Origin of the sequence: Pseudomonas sp. NPDC087814 (assembly GCF_044742865.1) — a bacterium.
In the GTDB taxonomy this organism is placed as follows: domain Bacteria; phylum Pseudomonadota; class Gammaproteobacteria; order Pseudomonadales; family Pseudomonadaceae; genus Aquipseudomonas.
Map to the genome: position 1 here is coordinate 262,123 of NZ_JBIUVK010000001.1, position 23,605 is coordinate 285,727.

The window sequence follows — 23,605 nt, forward strand, 5'->3', positions numbered from 1 at the left end:
GTCTTAGATAAGGCACCTGAGAGGAGAGCGCTATACCCTTAGGCCCAGCCTCTCACACTTCATTCTAGCCATGGTGTTGTTTCGCGCAGGATTGGTAGTTTGTCGCTAGTTGTCGCCGCGAGGCAGGAACATTCATAGCACTTGTCTGTCATAGCCCCCGTAGATACTTTCGCATTGACCACCACGCAGACGGCATACCCGAATCTGCGCCCGAGGAAGCCGGCATAGGCTTGTATCGGTTCGCTCAAGTAACGTTACTTATTTGCCTCTTGATCTGGCTGGTTCTGTGCCAGGTTTGCCTGGATCGTTTCTTTATAATCGAATGGATAAAGGCCGAATAGCATGAGTGATTGAGGGAACGGCAGTGTTGATCATCAAGGGCTTAATCAGAATGGAGCGGTTATGACACGAGCATGGAAGATTTCAGCATTTCTCTGGTTGGGGCTCCTCAGCTCCTGCACGATGACAGGGCCAAAATTCACGCCACTTGAAAACGTGGATTCTCAATATGGTGTTCTCTATGTCTACCGGCCCAGTAATTACGATATGGGCCTAATGACCGCCTTGATTTCTTTGGACGGAAAGCAGATAGCATCTCTAGAGAACGGCGGTTATGTAGCCGTGCCTGTTGCGCCAGGTGAGCACACGATCACCCAGAAATGGAAGGCCGGAATCTTGGGCAATTCCGATCTTGAGGGCGGTACCACGACCACTGTCGTCGATGTTAAACGCTCAGATGCCTCCTACGTTAGCCTCACATCCAATAGCACGAGAGTGCAGGCAAAACGATTCAATGCCGTCGCTGTTGACCTGCAGTGGCAGCTCAATAAAGTGTCTGCAGATCAGGCATTGCCCGAGATTTCTCAATGTAGAAAGGTTGAGGCGATCTAGCCCGACGGCGGGCGATATCTAGGTAAGCGGATGGGCCCGCACTTTGGCGGGCGACTAATGTGTAACGGAATTCGATTATCGGTTTCTACACCTTAGTCAGCGAGCCTTCAAGGCGGTACAGCTCGAGGGTGGGGGTTGTGTAGAAAGAGAGCGAAGTCTCGGCCGCAAAGTCGTCGATGTGAACTACGGTCGAACCATCAGCTTCTTGCCAGGTAATCACGAAAGCAGTTGGTGAGATAGCCTTCCATTCGTAGTTGACCTTTCCTTTAGCGCCCTTGAGATCGCCGCCGATGATTTCATAGCTGAGACTTTGGCCATCCTCAGCATAAATGTTGAGCGCGGTTAAACCGTTGTAACGCACTTCAAACGTTTTGCCGGCGAATGGAGGTTTGGTTGCTGAAGTCGACATGAGGCAGGATCTTCCAGAGATTGGTGATCGCGCATCATGGGCCTGCCCAGTGCTCTCTAAACAGGGAGGTAAACACAAAACATATTTGACCTAAAGAGACGAATTCAAGGGCTTTCGATATCCTCTAACGACGCGCCTATTCGGTCTTGCTTCGTGTTAGTAATCCTGCGTTGACCTCATGCGCACTGAATCGCCGCTGATTTTCTCTGTTGCAGATGCACCGCCCGGTCATCGCAACAGTACTGCGCTGCCTCAACCTCAGTTCTTCGCCCGGCTCAATAGAAATTCGTACCGACGCTTCTCGATAAAGATCGAATAACGTAATCCTCCGTCGCCGCTCGGCTGAAGAATGCTGTGGGTCTTGGATTTATGGAAAGGGTGGCTGTAAAGAGAGGGAAGGTCTGAATAGGCATAGCTTTCAAAATGCAGTTCGTCGCCTACCCAATGCACCTCGTTGTACAGGAAGTGCCAGTTTTTGCTGGAAGCCATGTAGAGGTAGGCACTGCCGTTGGGACCCATGATGACTTCTACCTCCAGCTCACCTTTGTCATTTGCCCACTTGCCAATATATCGCTCCATACCGGAGTGGGCTGGTATCCCGGGATCCGCTACAAAATCACTGGCCTTGAAAGGGGTTTTGCGCGCAGCTTCAGCGGCGGCGTTTGGATAAAGGGCACACAGCGGTGCGACGTTACTGACTTTTACGTAGTTGAAGGTCAGGCTCGTATCCGAAACATCCATGCTCAGCGTCATGGTCTGCGGGTCGAATGCCAGGACCTTCAGGTCGAAGTTGTCTGAAGGTGATTTGAGATGGATGACCTTTCCATCGTCGGACACCTTGAAGTCGCTCACTTCCTTTTCCTGGTGCTTCCCGGGTTCAGCGCAGTTGAATGGATGCAATGTGGCTTTGGCATCAGCGCTGTATTCGACCACGTTGGCAATTCCGTTGCGCAGAGGAACCATGGCCCAGATGCCAACTACGTTATCTTGAGTCGCCAGCGCGTGCGTCGAAGGCTTGGCGCCATGGTTGGCACACCCGGTCATCATCAAGGTGGCCAGGGAAATTGTCAGAACGTTGATCCGCATCGGGCTTATCCATAAGAGTGTTCGCATTGATCCATCTGTCGCGGTTGGCGAACTTCTGGCAGGCAAGCATCATAAGGGATCGTTACGCCACAGTGCAGACCCAGAGGTGATTCTGCCGATAGGGCGCGCGGGTGAAGTGAACATCTGAAACCAGATGCATGCCTCGCTCTTGCAGGGCTTCGGTCAGTTGTACGAGTGTCTCTGCCTGGATAGTCATTGCTGTTACCTCGTCAGATTTACTGCGTTCATAATTCTTGACCGGCGGGGCAACTGGCTAATTCAAATTTTCTACAACGTTGATTGACGTGTGGTTGCTTCAGTTCTTTTGGTCCCGATCCCAGGATAAGTGCTACCTGAAAATACGCGGGCAGTGGTGCTCACGCACTCGAGGTGACCTACAGTGAAACATCGCGCCGGTATGACATGAGGAGATCCTATGTCCACTTTCAAGCTGACTTCGCGCATCTTCAGTACGCCCCGTCACACAACGCATTATCTGGAGTCGGGACCTGCCGATGGGGCATTGATGATGTTCCTGCATGGTTGGCCCGAACTCGGTTTGATCTGGCGTGCACAGATGGAAGCGTTCGCTGCCCAAGGCTGGCACTGCGTCGCACCCGATATGCGCGGCTATGGCGGCTCTTCGGCGCCGGCCGCGATCAATGCGTACACGATTGAAAACATCGTGGCAGACATGACGGAGCTGCATGACCATCTCGGTGGAACGCCCGCCATCTGGGTGGGCCACGATTGGGGCAGCGTCGTGGCCGGTGAACTGGTCGCCCATGAACCTTGGCGCAGCCGCGGCGTTGTGCTGGTTTCGGTTCCGTACTTTCCTTCCACGAACGCGCTGGCGACGCTCATACCGCTGGTTGACCGAGGGATTTACCCGGTCGACCAGTATCCAGACGGCCAATGGGACTATTACCGCTACTACAACACGCATTTTGCGTCCGCCGTGGCTGATCTTGACGCGGACAAAGCAGCATCGCTGGCGTCGATTTATCGAAGAGGCGACCCTGCAAGCATCGCCAGGGTCGCCTCCAATGCCGAAGTGACCCGCAAAGGCGGGCGGTTTGGCGAAGCGCACCGAGCTCCCCCGACCCCACCAGACTCGGCGCTCTGGCCCGAGAAGGACTTCGCGGCACTGGTGCGCACGTTCGAGGAGCATGGTTTCCGCACGCCCTGCGCGTGGTATCTGAACGACGATGCCAACATCGAATACGCCCATCGCGCACCCAATGGCGGCCGCCTGTCCATGCCCGTCCTGTTTGTGAACGGTGATTACGACCCGATGAATACCATCAACGGCAATCAGTTGGGCGATCCAATGCGCGCGGCCTGCGCAGACCTCACAGTGACGAGCCTGCCTGGCGGGCATTGGCTGCCGGTGGAGTGCAAGACTGAACTCGTTGCGGCCATAAGTCGCTGGCTGATGCTCGCGAAATTCGTGCCCCATCAGTAAGCCCGGATCACACCTTGGGATGGGTGAGTCGGGGACCGGCACGCGTGCCGATAGTCTGCGTCGTGGCTTGTGATCAACTGCGTTTTGGCTTCTTTCTTGACCGGGTTTGCCGTGATGAGATCTCGATCCACGTCGGCGCATGATCACTGGCATGCTCTTCACCCCGTACCCATGCATCTACGCCGACGTTTTTCAGGTACGGGGCGAGTACCGGGTTGAGCAGCAGATGGTCGATGCGCAGCCCGGAATTCTTCTGCCAATGCTGACGGAAATAATCCCAAAACGTGTACACCCGCTCTTCCGGGTACAGGTGCCTCAGCGAGTCGATCCAGCCCTGGGAAAGCAACCTTTGAAAGCACTCACGGCTTTCTGGCTGGAGGAGGGCATCCTTGAGCCATGAGCGGGTGTTGTAGATGTCCAGGTCGGTGGGCACCACGTTGTAGTCACCCGCGAGGACCACCGGATGTTCGCTGGCCTGCAGTGTTGCAGCGTGGGAGATCAGGTGCTCGAACCACGCGAGCTTGTAATCAAATTTTGGCCCGGGTTGAGGGTTGCCGTTGGGCAGGTACAGGCATCCGACAATCACGCCATGGACAGCCGCTTCCAGGTATCGAGACTGCGAGTCGTCCTTGGCTCCCGGCAAGCCCTTATGGATCAAAAGGGGTTCGGAATCCCGCGCGAGAATTGCCACTCCGTTCCAGGAAGCCTGGCCATGGTGCAATGAGCCATAGCCCGCCGCCTCAAGTTCTCCAGCGGGGAACGCGTTGTCTTGCGCCTTCAGTTCCTGCAGGCAGACGATGTCCGGGCGCTCCTTTTCCAGCCACTGCAGAAGGTTGGGCAGTCGCGTCTTTATGCCGTTGACATTGAATGTCGCGATCTTGAGGTTCTGCATGGCGTCGGTCCTTCAATGTGCCGGGTGCGCCGGGTGTTCGGCCACCGTGGGGGTAGGGGGCCTACCCTTGCTCATTTGGCGATGTCCCCTATACCGGTTTAGTCGCAAAGCCTCTTTTCGACTACAGCAAGCCTGCTTTTGCTCACTGACATTACGACCGGAACCTGTTTTTGAAACGACCATTGGTGTCATTTTCCGGTTGTGCCCCCGACTGGTTCAACGCTCACTGATCCTGCAGAAGCACTTCGCGGCAGACCGAGAGGGGGCAGGTTGTTCAGGCGGGCTGTCGGAACGTATGATCGCAGCGAGCGCCCTTTTCCGGGCGCTGAGACTCACCCTTTGAAGGACATGAGCATGGAAAAGCACTTCGGTAATTCAGGCCTGTTCAAGGCTGCTTCGTATCACTGCATCACGCTCCTGGGCAGCGGCATTGCTCGCTGGGAGCTGAAAAATATTGCGTTGAATACGAAGGAGTTTTTGATATGTCCAAAGAACTACTCGGAGTTTCTGCTCTAGGGTTGATGGTGGTGGGGGAGTTTTGTGCAATCTACAGCGAGGTGGTAACCGCCAGGCTTGCCCAGACAGGGCATGGTTCATGGGAGGCGTTCGTCCTTCCCGTTGTGCTGATGTGTTTTGCCGGGCTTTGCCTGTTGGGTGCGTATTGGCTGGGGTACGTGGCGGTCGGTGATATCTGGGTCGTCACCGTGGTCTCAGTCACCTCCCTGTTGCTGCTTGAGCCCGTGGTGGTCTGGGCGCTGTTCCATGAAGCACCAGGGCGTGGCGCACTGATCGGGTTTGTCCTCGGCGCCTTGGGCATGCTTGCTACTGTATTGCTTTGACTCCGCCCTCTGGCCCGGCAATCAAACGCCGGGCCAGCTCGCCTCAAATGGTCACAGCTTCATCTTGAAGCCTGTGTGGGTTGGCAAGAACCCCAGGGACTCATAAAACCTATGAGCATCTGGCCGCGTACGATCACAGGTAAGCTGGATCAGTTGGCAGTGGCGCTGACGTGCTTGCTCAAACGACCATTCGAAGAATTGCCGGCCCAATCCGCTCCCACGCATTCGCTCGTGCACGCGGACGGCTTCGATTTGAGCTCGCCATGCGCCCCGATGAGAAATATTCGGAATGAAAGAAAGTTGGAGAGTACCGACCACCTCTTCATCAGCCACAGCGACGGCAAGAAACTGGTTCGGGTCTGCGTCGATGGCCTCAAACGCTCGTGTGTAGGAACTCTGAAGCGGAAGACTGCTATCTTCTCGAACAGCCCCCAGGGAGTCATTTGCCAGCAGCAAAACAATGAAAGGCAAGTCGTCGATACTGGCGCGTCGTATGGTCAGATTCGTCACAACGGTTTCCTGAGGTGCGGTGGTATAGAGGAACCCAGCCGATGGGGGCATTCGCATCCAAACATAACATTCATCCACGGAGCAACGAGCCCATGTCAAATACCGCTGGCATGTTCATCCGTCAGTTCTTTCACGGTACCCGGGCCGACCTGGAGCCGGGCGATCTGATCCGCGTCGGCTACCCGTCCAACTTTACAGAAGGTAAAGCACTGTCCTGGGTTTACTTTGCGGGCACGCTGGATGCCGCCATCTGGGGGGCTGAGCTGGCGCTCGGCAGTGGGCGGGAACGGATTTATGTTGTGGAGCCAACGGGGGCAATCATGGATGACCCCAACGTGACGGATAAGAAGTTTCCCGGCAATCCCACGCTTTCCTATCGCTCCACTGACCCTTTGCGCGTCGTGGCGGAGGTCACGAAATGGCACGGGCATCCGCCTGAACGGTTGCAGCAGATGAAGGACAACCTCGCGCGCTTGAAGGCCGAGGGGCGCGATGTGATCATCGACTGATATCATCGGGAACAAGCCGGCGTCACCCGATCGCCAAGTGGCTTTCCTTAACTGTTCCAGCAGGTGCTCCCATGCAGAATTCCCCTCCTGAAGGCCTACCTACCTATCGGATCCTGACAGGCAAGGACGATGCCTCCTTCTGTCACCGGGTCTCTGAAGCGCTTGCGCTGGGTTACCAGCTTTACGGCTCGCCAGCGGCAACCTTCAATGGCGAGTACGTGGTGGTGGCACAGGCTGTCGTTTGGAACGCCGATAACAACGCTACTGTCAGGAACTGACGCGGGCTTGAATTAAGGTGAGTTCTCTCACTCCTGTCAGGTCAAATGATGAAATTCTCGTCTGTTCGTCTCGTTACCAACCACTTTGAACGGCTCGTTCAGTTCTATCACAACCTCTCGACTGTCGAGCCAAGGCACCTGGCTGACGGGTTCGCTGAAATTCACCTCGACGGCGTCGTCCTGGCCATAGCCGATGAGCGCCTGGTCCGCCTTCACAACGATGGACTGGCAGTCGCCGCAAGCAACCGTTCGGCGATCCTGGAGTTTCAAGTGGACGATGTGGAGGCCGTCCTGCTGCGTATCGGTCGGGCTGATGTGGTGATGCCGGTGACGGTCATGCCATGGGGCAACACTTCGGTATTGCTGCGTGATCCGGATGGAAGCCTGGTCAACGTCTTTTCGAGACCTTGCCGCTGAATTGGTCCGCTGTTGTCGCCAGGTTCGGTAGGGTCGATAACGGGTTAAAGTAATCAGCTTAAGCGCCGATCAATTAACATCGATACCGGAATTGGATATTTGACATGATCACGAACGTCAGCAGTCTCGCTTCAGTACCCGCCAACCCAAGTCCGGCCAGCGTCAGCGATAGCTCCAAGACCGAAGACTCTGGAACCTTGAGTCTCAACCCGGACACGGGTGCCAAAAGTGCGCCCGCTGCAGGTGGCGGCCAGGCGGCATCCACGTCGCAGGAGTCCGACACCGTCAAGGCGCTGAAAAAGCAGATTGCGGAGTTGCAAAAGCAGCTTCAAGAGCAGCAGCAAAACATGCAAAAGGCCCAGGCCAGCAATCAAAGCGCAGACGCCAAAGCGGCCGCCGTGGCTGCCGCCCAGGCGCAGATTGCCGCAACGGCAGCTGCATTGCAGTCTGCGTCTTCGGCGTTGTTGCAGGCACTGACTTCCGACGGTGGAAGCGGTACCGGTTCCATCGTCAGTACCACCGCCTGAGAGGCAGATTTGGTTTTCCACAAGAAGCATTCGTGTACCCACGGGCCATTCTGTTCGACCTGGATAACACGCTGACGCACCGAGCCTTGATTAGCCTCACCTTGCACACCAAACGTCAACGGAACTGCGTTTATGAAATACAGCTGGATCGCACTTGTCTTACTGCTTTGTGCCTGCACGAGCGGCCCCACCCGGGAACAACTGGCAGAACAACGCTTATGGGAATACCAGTTGCTCACTCACCTCAATCACTTCAAGTCGTACCCCGAAGAAGCTCGCCTGCAAGGATTGACCGGCCTGGTCAGGGTTGAATTCGTGGTCGACGCCAAAGGCAACCTGATACGGCACAAAGTCATCAGCCATACAGGTTCGGATCTGTTCGTCAGCGCCGTGGAGCGATTCGTTCCGGCGGCGTCGCCAGTGCCTGCGCCTCCACCCTCAATGCTGCTCAAAGGCGAAATTCAAGTGGTAGCCCCGTTTGTATTCTGCCTGGAGGGCGTGGCCTGCGCCGGCTCACCGCCACGCCGGCTGTAGCTGACCTGCGGATAAATTCCGGGCAAAGAAAAGCCCGCGATGGGGAGCGCGGGCTTAAAGGTTTTCACCAGGAGCTGAGATGACCATAGGCGCCCGACTGTGAAAGGGTTGTGAAAGGGCGCCAGCGCTGCACTCAACTCAGTAGGCGCCCGCGGCCGCCTTTGCGCCGCTGACGATGGCGATCCCGGAGCTGCTGCCCAGGCGCGTAGCACCGGCTTCGATCATCGCTTGGGCCGTCGCCAGGTCGCGCACGCCGCCCGACGCCTTCACGCCTATCTGCGCCCCCACCACGCCACGCATCAGGCGCACATCCGCCAATGTCGCGCCGCCATGGCCGAAACCGGTGGAGGTCTTGACGAACGCCACGTTCAGCTCGCGGCACAGGCTGCAGGCATGGGTTTTCTGCTGGTCATCGAGCAGGCCGGTCTCGAGGATGACTTTCAGCGGTACCGCGCCGCAGGCCGCCAGCACCTGGGCAATATCGTCGCGTACCTGGTCCAGCAGGCCATCCTTCAGCCAGCCGATGTTCAGCACCATGTCGATCTCGCCTGCACCGGCCTCGATCGCAAGCTTTGCCTCATAAGCCTTGGCCGCACTCAAGCCCGCACCCAGGGGGAAGCCGACGACGGCACAGACCAACGGGGCGGAGTCGCGCAGGCATTCGGCGGCCAGCGGCACGTTGGCGCTGTTGACGCACACGGACTTGAAGCCATGCTCGCGGGCCTCGGCGCACAGTTGGCGAATGCTCGCCTGGGAAGCATCGGCGGCCAGCAGGGTGTGGTCGATATAGGCCGCGAGCGGCAACGGATCAGTCGGCATGGCAAGTGTCCTGCAAGGATGAGGTGCTGGGAAAAGGCGGTTTGTGTTAAGTTGGATGCATTAAATGTGAAATAAATAACATTGTAAATGGAATTTGTGACTGCCCTGATCAAGGGCTCGCATTCAACGAGGGTTGGAACGCAGTGGATTCAAAGAAAAGCGAAAGATTTCGGGCCATGCACAAGGCCTTGCAGGGCGAGTCGGCGATTCACTTGCGTGACATGGCCGCATTGCTGGGTGTATCGGAAATGACCCTGCGCCGCGACCTGGCAGACAGCCCACAGGGCCTGCGCCTGTTGGGCGGGCACGTAACCCGCAGCGGGCCGCCGGAGCCCGATTACCAGGTCGCCGAACAGGACCAGCGCCACGTCGCCGAGAAGCGTCAGATCGGCGTGCTGGCCGCCAGCCTGGTGCGCCCCGGCGACACGGTGTTTATCGATTGCGGCACCACCACGCCGTTCATAATCGAGGCGTTGCCGGATGACCTGGAGTTCACCGCGCTGTGCAATTCCCTCAACGTATTGCTCAAGCTCCAGCAAAAGCCCCACTGCACCATCATCCTCTGCGGTGGCACCTTTCATCGGCGCAACATGGTCTTCGAGAGCCATGCCGAGGCGGGCATCCTGGATGGCATCCGTGTGGCGTGGGCGTTCATTTCCGCGGCCGGCGTCAGCGCCGCCCACGGTGTGACCTGCTACAACCTCAACGAAGTGGAGGTCAAGCGCCGGGTCATGGCGCGGGCGCAGACCTGCGTGCTGGTGGCCGACCACAGCAAGTTCGACGAAGTACGTGCGGCACACTTTGCCGAGCTGTCGGACTTCCAGCGGGTGATCAGCGACCCCGGGCTCGAGGCGGCACAGCAGCAGGTGATCAGGGACAGCGGGGCGATCCTGCTGATCTGACTCAAACAGTATTGTGATTTTTATTTCATTTGTTCGGAATTTAACAAATTGGCCTTGACACTCTCGGGAGCAAGGCATAGTTTTTCAAATGTGATCGCGGTTCACATTTGTGAGCACGGCCTCCCTGAAGGCCGTGCCCGAATCCTGACAACAATAAAAATAGGAATCACCATGCTCCAGATAGCCCGTAAACCTGTTCATGTGCTGGCCCTTGCACTGGCTGTCGCGGCCTCGGCGCTGGCGCTGAACGCCCAGGCCAAGGATCTGAAGATCGGTTTCAGCCAGGTCACCCTGCAATCTCCCTTCTACGTGCAACTGCGCGACGGCGCCAAGGCTGCAGCGGCCAAGGGCGGCGACGAGCTGATCTTCCTCGACGCCAACGGCGATATCAGCAAGCAGAACAACGATATCCAGGACCTGCTGACCCGTAAGGTCGACATCCTCATCATCAATGCCGTGAACCCCGACGCCGTGGGCGCGGCCCTCGACGCCGCCAAACGCGCCAAGGTGCCGGTGATTGCCGTCGACCGCGCAATCAATGCCCCGGTCGCCACCACCATTGGCCGTAACAATGCCGAGATGGGCGAGCTGTCCGGCAAGGCGCTGCTCGCCGCGCTCAAGCAGCGCGGCGTGACCAAGGGCAAGATCATCGAGATCCAGGGCGACGCCGGCGGTACGGTGATGAAAGAACGCCGCAAGGGCTTCCACACCGCTTTGGCCGGCACCGACTTCAAGATCATCGACGGCCCCTACAGCGAGTACATGCGCGCCAACGCAGTCACGGCAATGCAGGATTTGCTGCAAGCGCACCCGGACCTCAAGGCGGTGATCGCGCATAACGACGACATGGCCATGGGCGCGCTGCAAGTGCTCACCGAAAGCGGCAAGAAAGACGTCCTCGTGGCCGGGATCGACGGCTTGTCCGAGGCCTTGAATGCCATCCAGAGCGGCGATCAATACGTGGCCACCGCCCTCAACGACCCACGCTACCTGGGCGAGGTCGCCATCGAGGCGGCGCGGGCCCTGGCGGCCGGCAAGTCGGTGCCGAACTTTGTCGACGCCGGCACCCAGGTGGTGACCAAGGCCAACGTGGCCGAGGTCAAGCATGACTCTACCTTCGGCGAATACCGCCCCGGCGCGCTCTGACGGATCTGCGTCGCCACGCTATGGATTTTTGCGGGCACCTCTTGCGGGAGGTGCCTGTTCGAACGCACTCGTCACTCAACAGAGGAATTCACTGTGAAAGCTGCCGTCATGTACCAACCGGGCGATATCCGGGTCGAAGATGTTCCAAAACCTGCGGTCAAGGCCGGCCACGCGCTGGTTCGGGTCGCCGCCTGCGGCGTGTGCGGCTCGGATATCCCGCGCATGCTGAGCAAGGGCGCCCATGTGATGCCGCTGATTTGCGGCCATGAATTCGCAGGCTTTATCGAAGAGATCGGCAGCGGTGTCGAAGGCTATGCCATCGGCGAACTGGTGACAGTGCCGCCGATGATCCCGGACGTCAGCAGCGACCAATATGCCCGAGGCTTTCCGTCCCGCTCGGAGCGCTACGATTACTTTGGCAGCCGCCGCGACGGCGCGTATGCCGAGTACGTCAATGTGCCCCTGAGCAACCTGATCAAGGTGCCCCAAGGCATGGACCCGATTGCCGCGTCCCTGGTGGACCCGGCGGCGATTGCCCTGCATGCGATCTGGAAAGCCGACTTCAAGGCCGGGCAGAGCGGGGCAGTCGTAGGTTGCGGGCCAATCGGCCTGTTTGCGATCCAGTGGCTGCGGATCATGGGGGCCAAGGACATCGTCGCCATCGACATCGCCGAAGAGAAACTCGCCATGGCCCGCGAAGCCGGCGCCACCCACACCCTGCTCAGCGGCGCGGCGGATGCCGAGTTGCCCCGTTGCCAACTGGTGATTGAAGCGGCAGGCCATCCCAGCTCGATCAACCAGGCCGTGCAACTGACCAAGGCTGGCGGGCATGTGGTGTTTATCGGCATTCCCACCAGTGACGTGGCCCTCAGCACTGCGACGTTCTCGCACTTCCTGCGCCAGGAAATCTCCCTGCACGGCGCCTGGAACTCGTTCTCGGCACCGTTCCCGGGCGATGAGTGGACGGCCTCCATCGACAAGCTGGCTTCCGGTGAATTGCAGTGGCAGTTCATGATTACCCACGACTTGCCGCTGGATGAATTGCCGGCGATGTTCAAGCGCTATGCCGATCGCAGCGAAGTCGCGGCCAAGGTAATTTTCCGTCCCTGAGCCGCGTCAACTGTGTGTCGCCAAGCCCGACGACGCTGTGCGTTGCCGGGCTTAAAACAAAAAGCGTTGTTACAAGACGCAGGAGAACTACCGATGACCTTGTTGTTGGGACTGGATTTCGGAACAGGTGGGGTGCGGGCTGGTTTGTATGACCTGCACAGCCACAAACTGGTACACGTCGCCGAGGCGCCGTATGCCACGCAATACCCGCAGTTGGGTTGGGCCGAGCAGGCGCCGGCGGACTGGTGGTCGGCGCTGGGCAAGGCCTGCCGGCAGTTGATGGCCCAGGCCGGGCACCCGCAGGTGGCGGCGGTGTGCGTCGCCACCACAGCCTCCACCGTGGTGGTTGCCCAGGCGGACGGCCAACCCCTGGCCCCGGCGTTGTTATGGATGGATTGCCGCGCCGCTGCCGAGTCGGCGCGCACGGCCCACATCAGCCACCCGATGATGAACCAGGGCGGTGACGCAGTGGAATGGCTGGTGCCCAAGGCCATGTGGCTGGCCGAGCACGAGCCTCAGGTTTACCAGCGCGCCGAGCGTATTTGCGAGGCCGTGGACTGGATCAACTTTCAGTTGACCGGGCGCTGGGTCGCCTCCCAATTGAATGCCAGTTGCAAGTGGAATTACGACACCTTGCAGCAGCGTTTTCCGGTGGAATTGTACGCCGAACTGGGCGTGCCTGAACTGGCGCAAAAACTCCCTCAGGAAGTGATCAAGGTTGGTGGCCGGATCGGCCCATTGAGCGCCGATGCTGCCAATCATCTGGGCCTGAGCCGCGACACGCTGGTGGCCCAGGGCGGAATCGACGCCCACATGGCAATGCTCAGTGCCGGCACCACTGGCGCCGGCGAGCTGTTGTTTATCGGTGGTACCTCGGTGGTGCAACTGATGCACACCCCGCAACGCATCGACGTACCGGGCATCTGGGGCCCGTACCCCGGCGCCTTGCTCGACGGCCAATGGTTGATGGAAGGCGGGCAAGTCTCCGCCGGTTCGATCCTCAACTGGCTGGCGCAAAAGATGTTCGGCCTCGACGATGCCGGGCACCAGCGCCTGATCCGCCAGGCCGCAGAACTGCAGCCCGGCTCCACCGGCTTGCTGGTGCTCGATTACTGGATGGGCAACCGTACACCGTACCGCTCACCGGACATGCGCGGCGCGATCATGGGCCTGTCGCTGAACCATGACCGGCATGACCTGTACCGCGCCTCGGTGGAAGCGATTGCCCTGGGCTCGGCGAACATCTTTCACACCTGGCGCTCCGAGGGCATCGAGATCACCCGGGTGGTCGCCGCCGGTGGTTTCCAGAAGAACCCGTTGTGGTTGCAGGCCACGGTGGATGCCACCGGTGTGCCGTTCGAAATGGTGCCCCACGACAACCTCACCCTGATCGGCACCGCCGCCGCTGCCGCCTGCGCCCTTGGTGAGTTCGGCACCTTGCAGGAAGCGGCCACCGACTTCACCACCATCGGCCGGCTGATCGAGCCCGACCCTTACGCCCACGAGCAATACATCGAGCTGTTGGGCCGCTATCGCGCCGCCACCGACAGCGTCGCGCCCATCAGTTGCAAGCCACCGGCGAACCGCACGCTCGGCGTAAGGCCGGCAGCATGAGCGCCCATCCTGAAGAAACGTTTGCCACGCGGTTGTCGGCCGATTCCCAGCGTGATGACTTGATGGTCCAGGTGGCCAAGCTGTATTACGACCTGGAAAAGACCCAAAGCGATATCTCCCGGGAGACCGGCCTGACCCGCTGGCAAGTCAGCCGCTTGCTGCGCGAGGCGCGGGATTGCGGGGTGGTGCGCATCGATATCGTCGCCCGCTCGGCGCGCTTGCCGCAGCTGGAAGTAGCCTTGCAACGGCGTTTCGGCCTGCGTGAAGCATTGGTGCTGGATGTGGAAGATGCCGACACCGCGCTGAACGTGGTGACCCAGGCCGCCGCCCGTTACCTGTGCAACTTGCAGCCGATGCCGGCGCTGATCGGCGTGTCGTGGGGCCGCACCCTGACCAAAATGGCCCAGTGGCTGGTGCCGCGCTGGAACGAGGGGGTCAACGTGGTGCTGCTGAACGGCGCGATCAATACCCGTTCGATGGGCGAGTCCAGCCATAACGTCGCCGAGCGCTTCGCCCAGGCTGCCCGTGGCCAGGCCACGTTGCTGCCGGTGCCGGCGATTCTCGGGCATGCGCATACCCGCGAGGCGCTGGAGCAGGACCCGGTGATCGCCCAGGTATTGCGCCTCGGGCAACAGGCGCCGGTGGCGTGTTTCAGCCTGGGGGAGTTGTCTGATCATTCGGTGTTGATGGAGTCGGGTTACATCGACCGGCCATTGCTCGAAGAGCTGGAACGCCTGGGCGCGGTCGGCGACATCATGGGCCGCTTTATCGGCATGGACGGTGAACCGGTGATGCCCGAACTCGACGCCCGCACCCTGGGCCTGCCGTTGGCCGCCTTGCGCGACAAGGCCTGGTCCATTGCCGTGTGCGTCGGCGCGCAGAAGCACCGCATCGTCCACGCCAGCGTCAAGGCCGGCTACGTCAATGTGCTGGCCACCGACGCGGCCACCGCCCGCTATTTGCTGGAGCAGGATCATGAGTGAGTTGGCCCTGGATATCCGTCATGTCAGCAAGCGTTTTCCGCCCAATGTGGTGGCGCTGACCGATGCCTCCCTCGACGTTCGGCCCGGTGAGGTGCATTGCCTGCTGGGTGCCAATGGCGCGGGCAAAAGTACCCTGTTGAAAATCGTCGCCGGCGCCCATCGCCCGGATGGCGGCGAGATGTCGGTGGCGGGCCGGCGGGTGGAACTGAAGAATCCGCAACAGGCGCGCCAGGCCGGGATCGCGATGATCTATCAGGAGCTCGACCTGATCCCGCAGATGACCGTCGAAGAGAACCTGATGCTCGGCTATGCGCCCCAGCGCTTCGGGATTATTTCCCGGGGCAAGCGCAGTGCGTTGGCCAAGGCCGCACTGTTGCGGGTCGGGGCCAACTTCTCGAGTTCCGACCGGGTGGGCAGCCTGTCGATTGCCAACCAGCAATTGGCGGCCATCGCCCGGGCACTGACCTGTGAGGCCCGGCTGGTGGTGATGGATGAGCCTTCGGCGGCGCTGAACGAGACCGAACTCAAGCGGGTGTTCCAGGTGATTCGCGAGATCACTGCGGCGGGTGTGGCGGTGCTGTATGTCAGCCACCGCTTGAATGAAATTCGCGAGATCGGCGACCGGGTCACGGTGCTGCGTGCCGGGCGAACCCTGCAAACCCACGAGCTGGCGCAGATCGACGACCAGGCGCTGATCGCCGCCGTGGTCGGCGAGCACCGCGACCTGCTGGAACGCAGCCCGCGTCAGGCGCCGCGGGACAACCTGGCGCTGAATATTCGCCGGCTGCAAGGCGAGCAGGGCCTGGACGTGCAGGGGCTGGAAGTGCGTCAGGGCGAAATTGTCGGGCTTGCCGGGCTTAACGGGGCAGGGCGCAGCACGTTGCTCAAAGCCTTGTTTGGCGTGGGGCGCAACGACAGCGATGTTGAACTGTTTGGCCAGCCTTATCAGCCGCAAACCTCGCGCCAGGCGATCCGCCAGGGCGTCGGGTTGGTGCCGGAAAACCGCAAGACCGAAGGCCTGCTGCTGGATGCGCCCATCTACCGCAATGCCTGCCTGGTGCACACCCGGCACTTGAACTGGTTTTCCCATCGCCAGGCCAAGGACCGCGCCGGCCCGGTGCTGCAGCGCTTGCAGACCAAGCTCGACAACCTTGAGCAACCGGTACGCCAGCTCTCCGGCGGCAATCAACAGAAGGTGGTCATGGCCAAGTGGGTGATCGACGGCGCGCGCCTGTTGCTGCTGGACGAGCCCAGTCGTGGCCTGGATGTCGGCGCCAAGGCCGACCTCTATGCCCTGGCCCGCAGCCTGGCGCAGGAAGGGGCGGCGGTGCTGGTCGCCAGCAGCGAGCTGGACGAGTTGTACGTCAATTGCGACCGCATCTGGGTGATGCATGAGGGGCGCAACGCGCTGTGTTTCGACCCCTTGACTGCCAGTCGCGACCAGATCGACCAGGCCATCCTTATCGGTAGAACGAGTGTAGAACCATGACTATTGCAAGCAACCCAAGCCCGGTTTTCGATAAGCCCGTCACCCTCACCAGCCGCCGTCGCAGTGCGGTGCTGGAGTGGGTGATGCGCTACAACTTTGTGTTCATTTTCCTGTTTGCGGTGGTGGTGGCGACGTTCCTGTCGGACGACTTCCTGACCTTCGGCAACATCGCCAACCTGTTCCAGCAGGGGGCGATTGTCGGGATTATCGCCATCGGCATGACCTTCGTTATCCTTACGGCCAATATCGACCTGTCGGTGGGCAGCCTGTGTGCCTTCGGCGGGATCCTGGTGGCGGTGCTCCTGCAGCAGCAGGTCAGCGGCTGGCTGGCGGTGCCGGCCACGTTGCTGGTGGGACTGGCCATCGGCACCTTGATGGGCAGCCTCACGGTGTTTGGCAAGGTGCCGAGTTTTATCATCACCCTGGCCGGGCTGGTGTCGCTGCGCGGGGCCACCTTCCTGGCATCCGACGGTGCGCCGATTGGCGGATTGCCGGCCAGCTTCACCTCGTTCGGCTCGGCCATGATCGACATCTGGCCCAGCGCTGGCATTGCGTTTCCGGTGCTGGGGCTGATCTTTATCCTGATCACCGTCATCGCCTGGCTGGTGCTGCGCTACACGGTGTTTGGCGAGTATGTGCTGGCCACCGGCGGCAACCTGGAGGCTGCGCGGCTGTCCGGCGTGCCGGTGCGGGCGGTGACGATTGCGGTGTTCGCCATCTGCGGCGGCCTGGCAGCATTCGCCGGCTTGTTGATGACCTCACGCCTGCACGTCGGCCAACCGACCGCAGCCCAGGGGCTGGAACTGGATGCAATTGCCGCCGTGGTGCTGGGTGGCACCAGCCTGTTCGGCGGGCGCGGCAGCGTGGTAGGGACGGCGGTGGCGGTGATGCTGCTGCAGGTGTTGCGCAATATCTTCAACCTGCTGGGGCTGGGCTCGTTCTACCAGATGGCGATCACCGGGGTGATCATCGTGCTGGCGATTTTGCTCAACCGCTTGATCGACCATTACGCCGGGCGCACCTGAGGACACCGTGATGAATGCACCGCTACCCGCGCCGATCAAGGCCGTGATCTTCGACATGGACGGCCTGCTGCTCGACACCGAAGGCATCTACACCGAAGTCACCCAACTGATTGCCGACCGCTACGGCCGCACCTTTGACTGGAGCATGAAGCAGAACACCATCGGCCTGGGGGCTTATGAACTGGCCAGCTATATCGTGCAGGCCGTGGGCTTGCCGATGAGCCCCGAGACGTTCTTGCAGGAACGCACACCATTGATGAATGCGCGGTTCCCCCAGGCGGCGGCCATGGCCGGGGCCCAGGCGCTGGTGCGGCATTTGTCGGCCCACGGTGTGCCGATTGCGGTGGGTACCAGTTCGTCGCGGCACTATTTCGAACTGAAAACCACCTTGCACCGCGACTGGTTCTGCTTGTTCGATGCCATCGTCACCGCCGATGACCCTCAGGTAGGCGCTGCCAAGCCGGCGCCGGATATCTTCCTGGTGGCCGCCCAGCGACTGGGAGTGACGCCCGCTGAATGCCTGGTGTTCGAGGATTCGCCATTTGGCATCACTGCGGCCAAGGCGGCCGGGATGTACGCCGTGGCCATCCCGGACCCGGCGATGCCGCAGGAGAAGTTCCTGCATGCGGATGGAAGACTGCTGAGCCTGGAGGCGTTTGACCTCGCGCGATGGGGGTTGCCAGCCTACGGCTGACTCGACGTCCGGTAGGCTGCCTCGTCGTCAGCGGGTGTATGGTAGACCGGGCAAACACCTGGATTATCTCTGGAGAGAGAGGTGACTATGAGCACTCCCATGCTGAACAAGCTGCATCTCAACGGTTATGACATCGTGCAGGTCAACAGCGGCCCGTGGCGCGTCTGTACCAAGGCTGATCGCCTGGCATCCTTCGGTTCCCGTGAGCAGGCGCTGGCGTATGCCGCGGCGCTACCGGGGTACAAGGCACGGTCGAGGCCGGTCGCCAATGATGCATGAGCCATCAACAGCCTCGGTCAATCCGGGGCTTTTTATTGGCACCCAATTGAGCAATACATGACCGGTGGCGAGGGAGCTTGCTCCCGCTGGAGTGCGAAGCGCTCCCAGGATTTTGGGGCCGCTACGCAACCCAACGGGAGCAAGCTCCCTCGCCACACAGAGGATATGGTGGGATGATTCGCAGCTGATCAGCCCGTAGGAACCTGTCATGTCCCTGGCAACCTTATTTCTGTTCGTCATGATGAGCGCCGCGATTATCGCGATACCTGGCCCGACGGTTTTGCTGGCCCTGCAAAACGGTTCGCGCCACGGTTTGCGGGCGGCGTTCTGGGGCATGGCCGGAGCGGTGTTGGCGGACGCGTTGCTGGTAACGGCGGTGGCGTGTGGCCTGGGATTGCTGCTCGCGGCCAGCGAAGGGCTGTTTCAGGCGCTGAAATGGATCGGTTCGGCGTACCTCATCTGGATCGGCTGGCAGATGTTGCGATCACCCCAGGCGGCGTTGCCATCGGTGGGCGAAGGTGAGGACGGCGGCACCCGCTCGGCGAGTATTTTCACCCGCAGTTTCCTGGTGGCGATTTCCAATCCCAAGGCATTGTTGTTCATGTCGGCATTCCTGCCGCAATTTGTCGACAGCACCCAGGCGCAACTGCCGCAGTACGCGTGCCTGTTGCTGGCGCTGTGCGTGCTCAATGTCAGCATCATGATGTTCTACGCGGTATGCGGGGCACGCTTGCTCAGTCGCCTGCGGCCCGCACATTTGCAGCATTTCAACCGTGGGGCGGGTGGGTTGTTGATGACGATGGGCGTGCTGTTGGCCGCTTACCGTCGTGCCCCGGCTGCGTAACTTAAACGAATGGCTGGCCGTGGAACCCGCGTGGCAGGCGCTGACGGCCTGGCAGGTCGGTCAGGCGCTGGGTCCAGGCACTGCGCCAGTCACCGGCGGCATGGGCGGTTTTGGACTTGCGCGCGGCACGCCGAGCGGCGTTGCGTTGGGTGCGGCGGGCTTCCTTGAAGACTTCGGTGTTACGGCAGGTACGGCACTTGACCCGATTCAGCTCGGTGCTGGAAGGGAGGTTGTTGCCGTGATGACCGCAGGCAAGATGCCCGGCGACCTTGAAGTGAATGACCATGTAAGCGTCTCCTTCTTGGGGGATGCGTCGCATCGGTAATCTGCTGATGCGCGCGGGCAGGGCGGGGCAGCCATTGGCTGATGTTCACCGCTCTGTCTTTTATGACAGTTCGCTGCTCCATGCGTTCGTTTGAGGGTATTGCGCCTCCGTCGACACCCGTAGCGCCTGCTGGTAATGCAACGGCGAGCGCCCGATCTCACGTTTGAAGGCATGGCTGAATGCGCTCTGGGAGTTGTAGCCCAGCGAGAGTGCGAGCTCGATCAACGAGCGTTTGCCCTCAGCCAGCGCCCGCGCTGCCAGACGCATGCGCCACTGGGTGAGGTAGGCCATCGGCGAGACCCCGGCGACGTCCTTGAAGTAGGCCGCAAAGCTGGCTCGCGACATTGCACACGCCTTGGCCAGTACCTCCAACGGCCTGGTTTCGCCCGGCTCGCCATGGATAAGGCGCAGCGCCGGCGCCAGGCGTTTGTCGGTCATGGCGCGCAGCCAACTGCCGGACAGCGGCGGTGCGGTTTCGAAATGCAAACGCAGAATTTCGATGAACATCAGGTGCGCCAGTTGCGATGAGGCCACTGCTGCACCCGGACGATCATGCTCCCGTTCACGCACCAGTTGATTGAGCAACCAATGCAGTGTTTCGAGCGCATGGGTCCTGGCATTCAAATGGATGAAGGGCGCCAGTGCTGCACGTAGCAGGTGTTCGGAGTCAGGGCTGAGTTCCACCTTGCCGCCAATCATGAAGAACTCATCCCCATCGCCGTGATACGCCAGGGCACCCACTCGCTTGTCGAGGATCTGTTGCAAATCCACCGGTGTTGCACTCAGGTCACTGGCCATGACATGGGGCCTTTCGGCCGACAGTAGAAACACATCGCCTTCGTTTACCGCAATGGGCGTGCTTTCGCCTTTGATCTTCAGCCAGCACGTCCCTCGCAACACGCCCCAGAACTTCAATTGGGTAGCCGGTGGAAAGGCGATCGCCCAGCGTCCGCCCGCCACCAGGCCGCCGGACATCACGGAGCGGGCTTGCATGAAGGTGAGCAACTCGGAAAATGGATCAGTCATGATTTAGACGATTGCTTATAAAAACTGGAGTCTAGCGCATTCATCGTCTAGGTCGGATGAATATGCTGGGGTCTCCAATGTCACTACAGAGGGTTTGATCATGACATTACGCACTTGGTTGATCACCGGAGCCAACAGTGGCTTTGGACGCGAGATGACCGAGCAATTATTGGCACGGGGGGAGCGCGTTGCGGGCACGGTCCGGGATTTGGCGAGCATGGCGGACCTGCGAGCGCTTCATGGCGAAAGGCTGTGGCTGGCCGAGTTGGATCTGACTGATACCCCGGCGATTCGCCGGGTGGTCGATCAGGCATTCAAGGCGCTGGGGTCCATTGAGGTGGTGGTCAGTAACGCAGGCTACGGCCTTTTCGGCGCCGCAGAAGAGATGACCGATCAGCAGATCGAGCATCAATTGGGTACCAACCTGCTGGGTTCCATTCAACTGTTGCGCGCCGCGCTGCCCCACCTCAGGGCCCAGGGTGGCGGGCGGATCCTGCAACTGTCCACCATGGGCGGGCAGGCCGTTTTCCCGGGTGGTTCGCTGTACCATGCGAGCAAGTGGGGAATTGAAGGCTTTGTCGACGCCTTGGGCGAGGAAGTGGCTTGTTTCAACATCGGCTGCACCCTCATCGAACCCGGTAGCGCCCGCACCGGTTTTCGCTACCGCAGCGCGCAACTGGCGCCACGCCTGGAAGACTACGACCGTTCTCCTTCCAGCCACGCACGGCGGATGATCGAAGGCGGCACGACGGTGTCGTCGGGTGACCCGGCCAAGATGGTTGCGATCATGCTTGCCAGCGTCGACCAGCACCCTGCGCCCAAGCGCATTGCCTTGGGGCCAGACGCCTACACCGTGATGCACAAGCAGCTCAGCGACCGTCTGGCAGCACTGGAAGCGCAAAAGGACCTGGCATTTTCGACGGACTTCTTTGTGCCGTAACGAAACCGGCATCGCTGTTCGCGACGCACCCGCTCGTTTATCCTCCGGTCACACACACACAATGTGACTGGAGTGGAAGATGAGCAATCAAGAGTCCCAGGAAGGCGGCTGCCGTTGTGACCGGGTGCGTTTTACCGTGACCGAAAAACCATTGATCACCATGGCGTGCCACTGCACCGGGTGCCAGAAGATGTCATCCAGCGCGTTCTCGCTGAGCGCGCTGATCCCCAGCCACGGATTCACCATCACCCAGGGCAACCCGGTGATCGGCGGGTTGCATGGCGTAGACCGCCACTACTGCTGCCCCCACTGCATGAGTTGGATGTTTTCCCGCCCCAATGGCGTGGAAGATCTGATCAACCTGCGTCCCACCATGCTGGATGACGCCAGCGGTTATGTGCCATTCATTGAAACCTGGACCAGTGAAAAGCTGCCGTGGGCGACTACCCCGGCGCAGCACAGCTTTGCGCAGCTCCCGGAGAGGGAGAATTTCCCCGCGCTGATACAGGCGTACGCCGAGTACAGCGGCGGTTGACCTAGTCCATCAGCGCCAGCAGGTCGGTGTCGCCCACGTCGCGCCCGGCCTGGGTCAGCAGCGTTGTCACCTGGCCCCGGTGGTGGGTCTGGTGATTGAAGAAGTGCACGAGCAGTGCATGAAAATTCTTGTTCATGGGCGTGCCCGCCATGTTGTGGTACTGCAGGGGCTGATCCAGGTCCGGCTCGCTGATGGATTGCACCCAGTCGATGATGAGCTGGTCGAGCCAGGCGCGATGGGCCGACAGTTCACGGATATCGGCGAAGGCCAGTTGATTCAGGCGTGGCGGCAACGCCAAAGCGCTTAGCGGTGCCAGCGCGGGAAAGCCTGCCGGATGCTCGGCGAAACGCTTGAGCCAGACGCGATCACCCAGGGCGAGGTGGTTCAGCGTGCCAAGGATCGATCCGAAGAACGCGCCACGGTCGGCAATCAGCTCCTCGTCGCTCAGGCCATTGGCAGCGTTGTACACCTTGCGGTTCATCCACTGGTTGTAGGTCGCCATCAGGGCGATATGCTCGGTACGGGTCATCTCGGGGCTTCCTCCGGGTGCGATGGCGCCATGATAAAGCGAGCCTGCCGGGCGGTCATGGTGTTCTCGCGCAGCGCAGCTATTGTTGTTGATCTGGAACTCTGCGCCCTGGGAGGGTGACACCATGAATACCGGCGATCTACTGGAACAATTGCTGCGGGCGGGCCAGGCCTCGTCCAGCCAGCAGGGCGGCGCTGCACCCGGGTCTCAGGGCGGGCTCGGTGGTTTGGGCGGCTTGCTTGGCGGTTTGCTGGGCGGCAGCGCTGCTTCGGCTTCCGGCGGTGGCGGCCTTGGTGGCTTGCTCGGTGGCCTGGGCGGCATGCTCGGCGGAACCCGTGCGGCGCCTCAGGGGCGCACCGGCGGCACCAACTACGCGGCGCTGGCGTCGTTGGGGATGATGGCGTTCCAGGCGTATCAGGCCTGGCAGCGGCAACAGGCGTCGGCGCCGCAGCAGGCGTTGCAGACGGTTGACCAGTTGTCTGGCGCGCAGGTCGAAGAACACAGCCACGCCGTGCTGCGTGCATTGATCGCGGCAGCCAAGGCGGATGGCGAGATTGATGAGCGGGAGCAGCAGATGATCTCGGCCGAGATCGGCAAGCACACCGATGATCCGCAATTGCAGGCGTGGCTGGATGCCGAGGTGGCCAAACCGTTGAATGCGGCGGATTTTGCCGAGTTTGCCGGCGACCCGGCGGTGGCGTCGGAGGTGTACCTGGTCAGTGTGCTGCTGGTGGATGACCAGCGGGACGCGGAGCGCAATTATCTGGATGAGCTGGCGGCGCAGTTGAAGATTGATCCTGCGTTGCAGGTGCACCTGGAGCAGCAGGCCAAGGGGCAGGTTTAAATCGCTATTACGGTCATACCAAGCCTGTGGCGAGGGAGCTTGCTGTGGGGGGGGGGGGGGGGGGCCCCCCCCCCCCCCCCCCCCCCCCAACCCCACACCCACCCACCACCCACCCCCAACCCCACACCCACCCACCACCACACA

General features: G+C 60.6%; 30 protein-coding genes. 22 read left to right on the forward strand and 8 right to left on the reverse strand.

What is annotated here, in order from left to right:
• Positions 1 to 402 precede the first annotated feature (402 nt).
• Positions 403 to 891, forward strand: a complete 489-nt coding sequence (locus ACIOMR_RS01260) for a DUF2846 domain-containing protein (RefSeq protein ID WP_214498849.1) — start codon at positions 403 to 405, stop codon at positions 889 to 891.
• 85 nt (positions 892 to 976) lie between these two features.
• Here the strand turns inward: ACIOMR_RS01260 and ACIOMR_RS01265 are convergent, their stop codons facing one another.
• Positions 977 to 1,300: a MoaF-related domain-containing protein gene (locus tag ACIOMR_RS01265; RefSeq protein ID WP_177028274.1), complete on the reverse strand. Its 324-nt coding sequence runs from the start codon at positions 1,298 to 1,300 to the stop codon at positions 977 to 979.
• A gap of 258 nt (positions 1,301 to 1,558) precedes the next feature.
• Positions 1,559 to 2,386, reverse strand: a complete 828-nt coding sequence (locus ACIOMR_RS01270; protein ID WP_214498848.1) for a hypothetical protein — start codon at positions 2,384 to 2,386, stop codon at positions 1,559 to 1,561.
• A 436-nt stretch (positions 2,387 to 2,822) separates the two neighbouring features.
• Here ACIOMR_RS01270 and ACIOMR_RS01275 point away from each other — a divergent pair, with 436 nt between their 5' ends.
• Entirely contained in the window at positions 2,823 to 3,851 is a 1,029-nt protein-coding gene (locus ACIOMR_RS01275; RefSeq protein ID WP_177028276.1) for an alpha/beta fold hydrolase, read from the forward strand.
• 73 nt (positions 3,852 to 3,924) lie between these two features.
• On the opposite strand, the gene xth is transcribed toward ACIOMR_RS01275, so the two are convergent.
• Complete coding sequence (xth, locus tag ACIOMR_RS01280) at positions 3,925 to 4,743, reverse strand: exodeoxyribonuclease III (protein ID WP_102368989.1); 819 nt, start codon at positions 4,741 to 4,743, stop codon at positions 3,925 to 3,927.
• Positions 4,744 to 5,097: 354 nt separating this feature from the next.
• Here xth and ACIOMR_RS01285 point away from each other — a divergent pair, with 354 nt between their 5' ends.
• Together ACIOMR_RS01285 and ACIOMR_RS01290 are read left to right on the forward strand one after the other, a co-directional pair.
• Positions 5,098 to 5,259, forward strand: a complete 162-nt coding sequence (locus ACIOMR_RS01285) for a hypothetical protein (RefSeq protein ID WP_023658806.1) — start codon at positions 5,098 to 5,100, stop codon at positions 5,257 to 5,259.
• Positions 5,260 to 5,264: 5 nt separating this feature from the next.
• Positions 5,265 to 5,582 (forward strand): hypothetical protein, encoded by a 318-nt coding sequence (locus ACIOMR_RS01290; RefSeq protein ID WP_032899360.1) that lies wholly within the window; start codon positions 5,265 to 5,267, stop codon positions 5,580 to 5,582.
• Positions 5,583 to 5,633: 51 nt separating this feature from the next.
• Here ACIOMR_RS01290 and ACIOMR_RS01295 read toward each other — a convergent pair whose 3' ends face one another.
• On the reverse strand, positions 5,634 to 6,092 hold the full coding sequence (locus tag ACIOMR_RS01295) for a GNAT family N-acetyltransferase (RefSeq protein WP_003207728.1): 459 nt from the start codon (positions 6,090 to 6,092) through the stop codon (positions 5,634 to 5,636).
• 92 nt (positions 6,093 to 6,184) lie between these two features.
• Here ACIOMR_RS01295 and arr point away from each other — a divergent pair, with 92 nt between their 5' ends.
• The 5 genes from arr (at position 6,185) to ACIOMR_RS01320 (ending at position 8,357) form a co-directional block, all read left to right on the forward strand.
• A complete protein-coding gene (arr, locus tag ACIOMR_RS01300) occupies positions 6,185 to 6,601 on the forward strand; it encodes an NAD(+)--rifampin ADP-ribosyltransferase (RefSeq protein ID WP_023658807.1) in 417 nt (138 codons plus the stop codon).
• Positions 6,602 to 6,672: 71 nt separating this feature from the next.
• Positions 6,673 to 6,879 carry a DUF1737 domain-containing protein gene (locus ACIOMR_RS01305; RefSeq protein ID WP_003207731.1) on the forward strand — a complete coding sequence of 69 codons (207 nt, stop codon included), beginning with the start codon at positions 6,673 to 6,675 and terminating at the stop codon, positions 6,877 to 6,879.
• Positions 6,880 to 6,927: 48 nt separating this feature from the next.
• The gene (locus tag ACIOMR_RS01310) at positions 6,928 to 7,296 is read left to right on the forward strand and encodes a VOC family protein (protein ID WP_008435061.1); all 369 of its coding nucleotides are present in this window, start codon (positions 6,928 to 6,930) and stop codon (positions 7,294 to 7,296) included.
• A gap of 104 nt (positions 7,297 to 7,400) precedes the next feature.
• The gene (locus tag ACIOMR_RS01315) at positions 7,401 to 7,823 is read left to right on the forward strand and encodes a hypothetical protein (RefSeq protein WP_003207738.1); all 423 of its coding nucleotides are present in this window, start codon (positions 7,401 to 7,403) and stop codon (positions 7,821 to 7,823) included.
• 132 nt (positions 7,824 to 7,955) lie between these two features.
• Positions 7,956 to 8,357 (forward strand): TonB family protein, encoded by a 402-nt coding sequence (locus tag ACIOMR_RS01320; protein ID WP_003207740.1) that lies wholly within the window; start codon positions 7,956 to 7,958, stop codon positions 8,355 to 8,357.
• 138 nt (positions 8,358 to 8,495) lie between these two features.
• On the opposite strand, the gene deoC is transcribed toward ACIOMR_RS01320, so the two are convergent.
• Positions 8,496 to 9,176, reverse strand: coding sequence for a deoxyribose-phosphate aldolase (gene deoC, locus ACIOMR_RS01325; RefSeq protein ID WP_177117017.1), 681 nt, complete (start codon positions 9,174 to 9,176; stop codon positions 8,496 to 8,498).
• 143 nt (positions 9,177 to 9,319) lie between these two features.
• On the opposite strand from deoC, the gene deoR reads away from it, so the two are divergent.
• The 10 genes from deoR (at position 9,320) to ACIOMR_RS01375 (ending at position 19,262) form a co-directional block, all read left to right on the forward strand.
• Positions 9,320 to 10,078, forward strand: a complete 759-nt coding sequence (gene deoR, locus ACIOMR_RS01330) for a DNA-binding transcriptional repressor DeoR (protein WP_008435058.1) — start codon at positions 9,320 to 9,322, stop codon at positions 10,076 to 10,078.
• 171 nt (positions 10,079 to 10,249) lie between these two features.
• Complete coding sequence (locus tag ACIOMR_RS01335; RefSeq protein ID WP_003207745.1) at positions 10,250 to 11,224, forward strand: substrate-binding domain-containing protein; 975 nt, start codon at positions 10,250 to 10,252, stop codon at positions 11,222 to 11,224.
• A 93-nt stretch (positions 11,225 to 11,317) separates the two neighbouring features.
• A complete protein-coding gene (locus ACIOMR_RS01340; protein ID WP_023658808.1) occupies positions 11,318 to 12,334 on the forward strand; it encodes a galactitol-1-phosphate 5-dehydrogenase in 1,017 nt (338 codons plus the stop codon).
• Positions 12,335 to 12,427: 93 nt separating this feature from the next.
• Positions 12,428 to 13,948, forward strand: a complete 1,521-nt coding sequence (locus ACIOMR_RS01345) for a ribulokinase (RefSeq protein ID WP_177023101.1) — start codon at positions 12,428 to 12,430, stop codon at positions 13,946 to 13,948.
• Positions 13,945 to 14,931, forward strand: coding sequence for a sugar-binding transcriptional regulator (locus tag ACIOMR_RS01350; RefSeq protein ID WP_003207750.1), 987 nt, complete (start codon positions 13,945 to 13,947; stop codon positions 14,929 to 14,931). The genes ACIOMR_RS01345 and ACIOMR_RS01350 overlap by 4 nt, the downstream gene beginning before the upstream one ends.
• Positions 14,924 to 16,420: a sugar ABC transporter ATP-binding protein gene (locus ACIOMR_RS01355; protein WP_003207752.1), complete on the forward strand. Its 1,497-nt coding sequence runs from the start codon at positions 14,924 to 14,926 to the stop codon at positions 16,418 to 16,420. Before ACIOMR_RS01350 ends, ACIOMR_RS01355 begins: the two co-directional genes overlap by 8 nt.
• Positions 16,417 to 17,445 (forward strand): ABC transporter permease, encoded by a 1,029-nt coding sequence (locus ACIOMR_RS01360; RefSeq protein WP_003207754.1) that lies wholly within the window; start codon positions 16,417 to 16,419, stop codon positions 17,443 to 17,445. Before ACIOMR_RS01355 ends, ACIOMR_RS01360 begins: the two co-directional genes overlap by 4 nt.
• Before the next feature lie 10 nt (positions 17,446 to 17,455).
• Positions 17,456 to 18,139 carry an HAD-IA family hydrolase gene (locus ACIOMR_RS01365; protein ID WP_401191766.1) on the forward strand — a complete coding sequence of 228 codons (684 nt, stop codon included), beginning with the start codon at positions 17,456 to 17,458 and terminating at the stop codon, positions 18,137 to 18,139.
• A gap of 87 nt (positions 18,140 to 18,226) precedes the next feature.
• A complete protein-coding gene (locus ACIOMR_RS01370) occupies positions 18,227 to 18,418 on the forward strand; it encodes a hypothetical protein (protein ID WP_023658809.1) in 192 nt (63 codons plus the stop codon).
• A 208-nt stretch (positions 18,419 to 18,626) separates the two neighbouring features.
• Positions 18,627 to 19,262 (forward strand): LysE family translocator, encoded by a 636-nt coding sequence (locus tag ACIOMR_RS01375; protein WP_087693918.1) that lies wholly within the window; start codon positions 18,627 to 18,629, stop codon positions 19,260 to 19,262.
• Between the two features lies 1 nt (position 19,263).
• Here the strand turns inward: ACIOMR_RS01375 and ACIOMR_RS01380 are convergent, their stop codons facing one another.
• Positions 19,264 to 19,548, reverse strand: coding sequence for a hypothetical protein (locus ACIOMR_RS01380; protein WP_003207761.1), 285 nt, complete (start codon positions 19,546 to 19,548; stop codon positions 19,264 to 19,266).
• Between the two features lie 99 nt (positions 19,549 to 19,647).
• Positions 19,648 to 20,613: an AraC family transcriptional regulator gene (locus tag ACIOMR_RS01385; RefSeq protein WP_102368998.1), complete on the reverse strand. Its 966-nt coding sequence runs from the start codon at positions 20,611 to 20,613 to the stop codon at positions 19,648 to 19,650.
• Between the two features lie 100 nt (positions 20,614 to 20,713).
• On the opposite strand from ACIOMR_RS01385, the gene ACIOMR_RS01390 reads away from it, so the two are divergent.
• Together ACIOMR_RS01390 and ACIOMR_RS01395 are read left to right on the forward strand one after the other, a co-directional pair.
• Positions 20,714 to 21,553, forward strand: a complete 840-nt coding sequence (locus tag ACIOMR_RS01390) for an SDR family oxidoreductase (protein WP_177008536.1) — start codon at positions 20,714 to 20,716, stop codon at positions 21,551 to 21,553.
• 79 nt (positions 21,554 to 21,632) lie between these two features.
• Positions 21,633 to 22,088 (forward strand): GFA family protein, encoded by a 456-nt coding sequence (locus ACIOMR_RS01395; protein ID WP_003207766.1) that lies wholly within the window; start codon positions 21,633 to 21,635, stop codon positions 22,086 to 22,088.
• A 1-nt stretch (position 22,089) separates the two neighbouring features.
• Here ACIOMR_RS01395 and ACIOMR_RS01400 read toward each other — a convergent pair whose 3' ends face one another.
• Positions 22,090 to 22,617 carry a DinB family protein gene (locus tag ACIOMR_RS01400; RefSeq protein WP_401191773.1) on the reverse strand — a complete coding sequence of 176 codons (528 nt, stop codon included), beginning with the start codon at positions 22,615 to 22,617 and terminating at the stop codon, positions 22,090 to 22,092.
• Between the two features lie 124 nt (positions 22,618 to 22,741).
• On the opposite strand from ACIOMR_RS01400, the gene ACIOMR_RS01405 reads away from it, so the two are divergent.
• Positions 22,742 to 23,461: a tellurite resistance TerB family protein gene (locus tag ACIOMR_RS01405; protein WP_087693913.1), complete on the forward strand. Its 720-nt coding sequence runs from the start codon at positions 22,742 to 22,744 to the stop codon at positions 23,459 to 23,461.
• Positions 23,462 to 23,605 lie beyond the last annotated feature (144 nt).

Coding starts and splice junctions, on each gene's coding strand:
- ACIOMR_RS01260 (WP_214498849.1), top strand. CDS start 403: ATGACACGAGCATGGAAGATTTCAGCATTTCTCTGGTTGGGGCTCCTC.
- ACIOMR_RS01265 (WP_177028274.1), bottom strand. CDS start 1,300: ATGTCGACTTCAGCAACCAAACCTCCATTCGCCGGCAAAACGTTTGAA.
- ACIOMR_RS01270 (WP_214498848.1), bottom strand. CDS start 2,386: ATGCGGATCAACGTTCTGACAATTTCCCTGGCCACCTTGATGATGACC.
- ACIOMR_RS01275 (WP_177028276.1), top strand. CDS start 2,823: ATGTCCACTTTCAAGCTGACTTCGCGCATCTTCAGTACGCCCCGTCAC.
- xth (WP_102368989.1), bottom strand. CDS start 4,743: ATGCAGAACCTCAAGATCGCGACATTCAATGTCAACGGCATAAAGACG.
- ACIOMR_RS01285 (WP_023658806.1), top strand. CDS start 5,098: ATGGAAAAGCACTTCGGTAATTCAGGCCTGTTCAAGGCTGCTTCGTAT.
- ACIOMR_RS01290 (WP_032899360.1), top strand. CDS start 5,265: ATGGTGGTGGGGGAGTTTTGTGCAATCTACAGCGAGGTGGTAACCGCC.
- arr (WP_023658807.1), top strand. CDS start 6,185: ATGTCAAATACCGCTGGCATGTTCATCCGTCAGTTCTTTCACGGTACC.
- ACIOMR_RS01305 (WP_003207731.1), top strand. CDS start 6,673: ATGCAGAATTCCCCTCCTGAAGGCCTACCTACCTATCGGATCCTGACA.
- ACIOMR_RS01310 (WP_008435061.1), top strand. CDS start 6,928: ATGAAATTCTCGTCTGTTCGTCTCGTTACCAACCACTTTGAACGGCTC.
- ACIOMR_RS01315 (WP_003207738.1), top strand. CDS start 7,401: ATGATCACGAACGTCAGCAGTCTCGCTTCAGTACCCGCCAACCCAAGT.
- ACIOMR_RS01320 (WP_003207740.1), top strand. CDS start 7,956: ATGAAATACAGCTGGATCGCACTTGTCTTACTGCTTTGTGCCTGCACG.
- deoC (WP_177117017.1), bottom strand. CDS start 9,176: ATGCCGACTGATCCGTTGCCGCTCGCGGCCTATATCGACCACACCCTG.
- ACIOMR_RS01335 (WP_003207745.1), top strand. CDS start 10,250: ATGCTCCAGATAGCCCGTAAACCTGTTCATGTGCTGGCCCTTGCACTG.
- ACIOMR_RS01345 (WP_177023101.1), top strand. CDS start 12,428: ATGACCTTGTTGTTGGGACTGGATTTCGGAACAGGTGGGGTGCGGGCT.
- ACIOMR_RS01350 (WP_003207750.1), top strand. CDS start 13,945: ATGAGCGCCCATCCTGAAGAAACGTTTGCCACGCGGTTGTCGGCCGAT.
- ACIOMR_RS01355 (WP_003207752.1), top strand. CDS start 14,924: ATGAGTGAGTTGGCCCTGGATATCCGTCATGTCAGCAAGCGTTTTCCG.
- ACIOMR_RS01360 (WP_003207754.1), top strand. CDS start 16,417: ATGACTATTGCAAGCAACCCAAGCCCGGTTTTCGATAAGCCCGTCACC.
- ACIOMR_RS01365 (WP_401191766.1), top strand. CDS start 17,456: ATGAATGCACCGCTACCCGCGCCGATCAAGGCCGTGATCTTCGACATG.
- ACIOMR_RS01370 (WP_023658809.1), top strand. CDS start 18,227: ATGAGCACTCCCATGCTGAACAAGCTGCATCTCAACGGTTATGACATC.
- ACIOMR_RS01375 (WP_087693918.1), top strand. CDS start 18,627: ATGTCCCTGGCAACCTTATTTCTGTTCGTCATGATGAGCGCCGCGATT.
- ACIOMR_RS01380 (WP_003207761.1), bottom strand. CDS start 19,548: ATGGTCATTCACTTCAAGGTCGCCGGGCATCTTGCCTGCGGTCATCAC.
- ACIOMR_RS01385 (WP_102368998.1), bottom strand. CDS start 20,613: ATGACTGATCCATTTTCCGAGTTGCTCACCTTCATGCAAGCCCGCTCC.
- ACIOMR_RS01390 (WP_177008536.1), top strand. CDS start 20,714: ATGACATTACGCACTTGGTTGATCACCGGAGCCAACAGTGGCTTTGGA.
- ACIOMR_RS01395 (WP_003207766.1), top strand. CDS start 21,633: ATGAGCAATCAAGAGTCCCAGGAAGGCGGCTGCCGTTGTGACCGGGTG.
- ACIOMR_RS01400 (WP_401191773.1), bottom strand. CDS start 22,617: ATGACCCGTACCGAGCATATCGCCCTGATGGCGACCTACAACCAGTGG.
- ACIOMR_RS01405 (WP_087693913.1), top strand. CDS start 22,742: ATGAATACCGGCGATCTACTGGAACAATTGCTGCGGGCGGGCCAGGCC.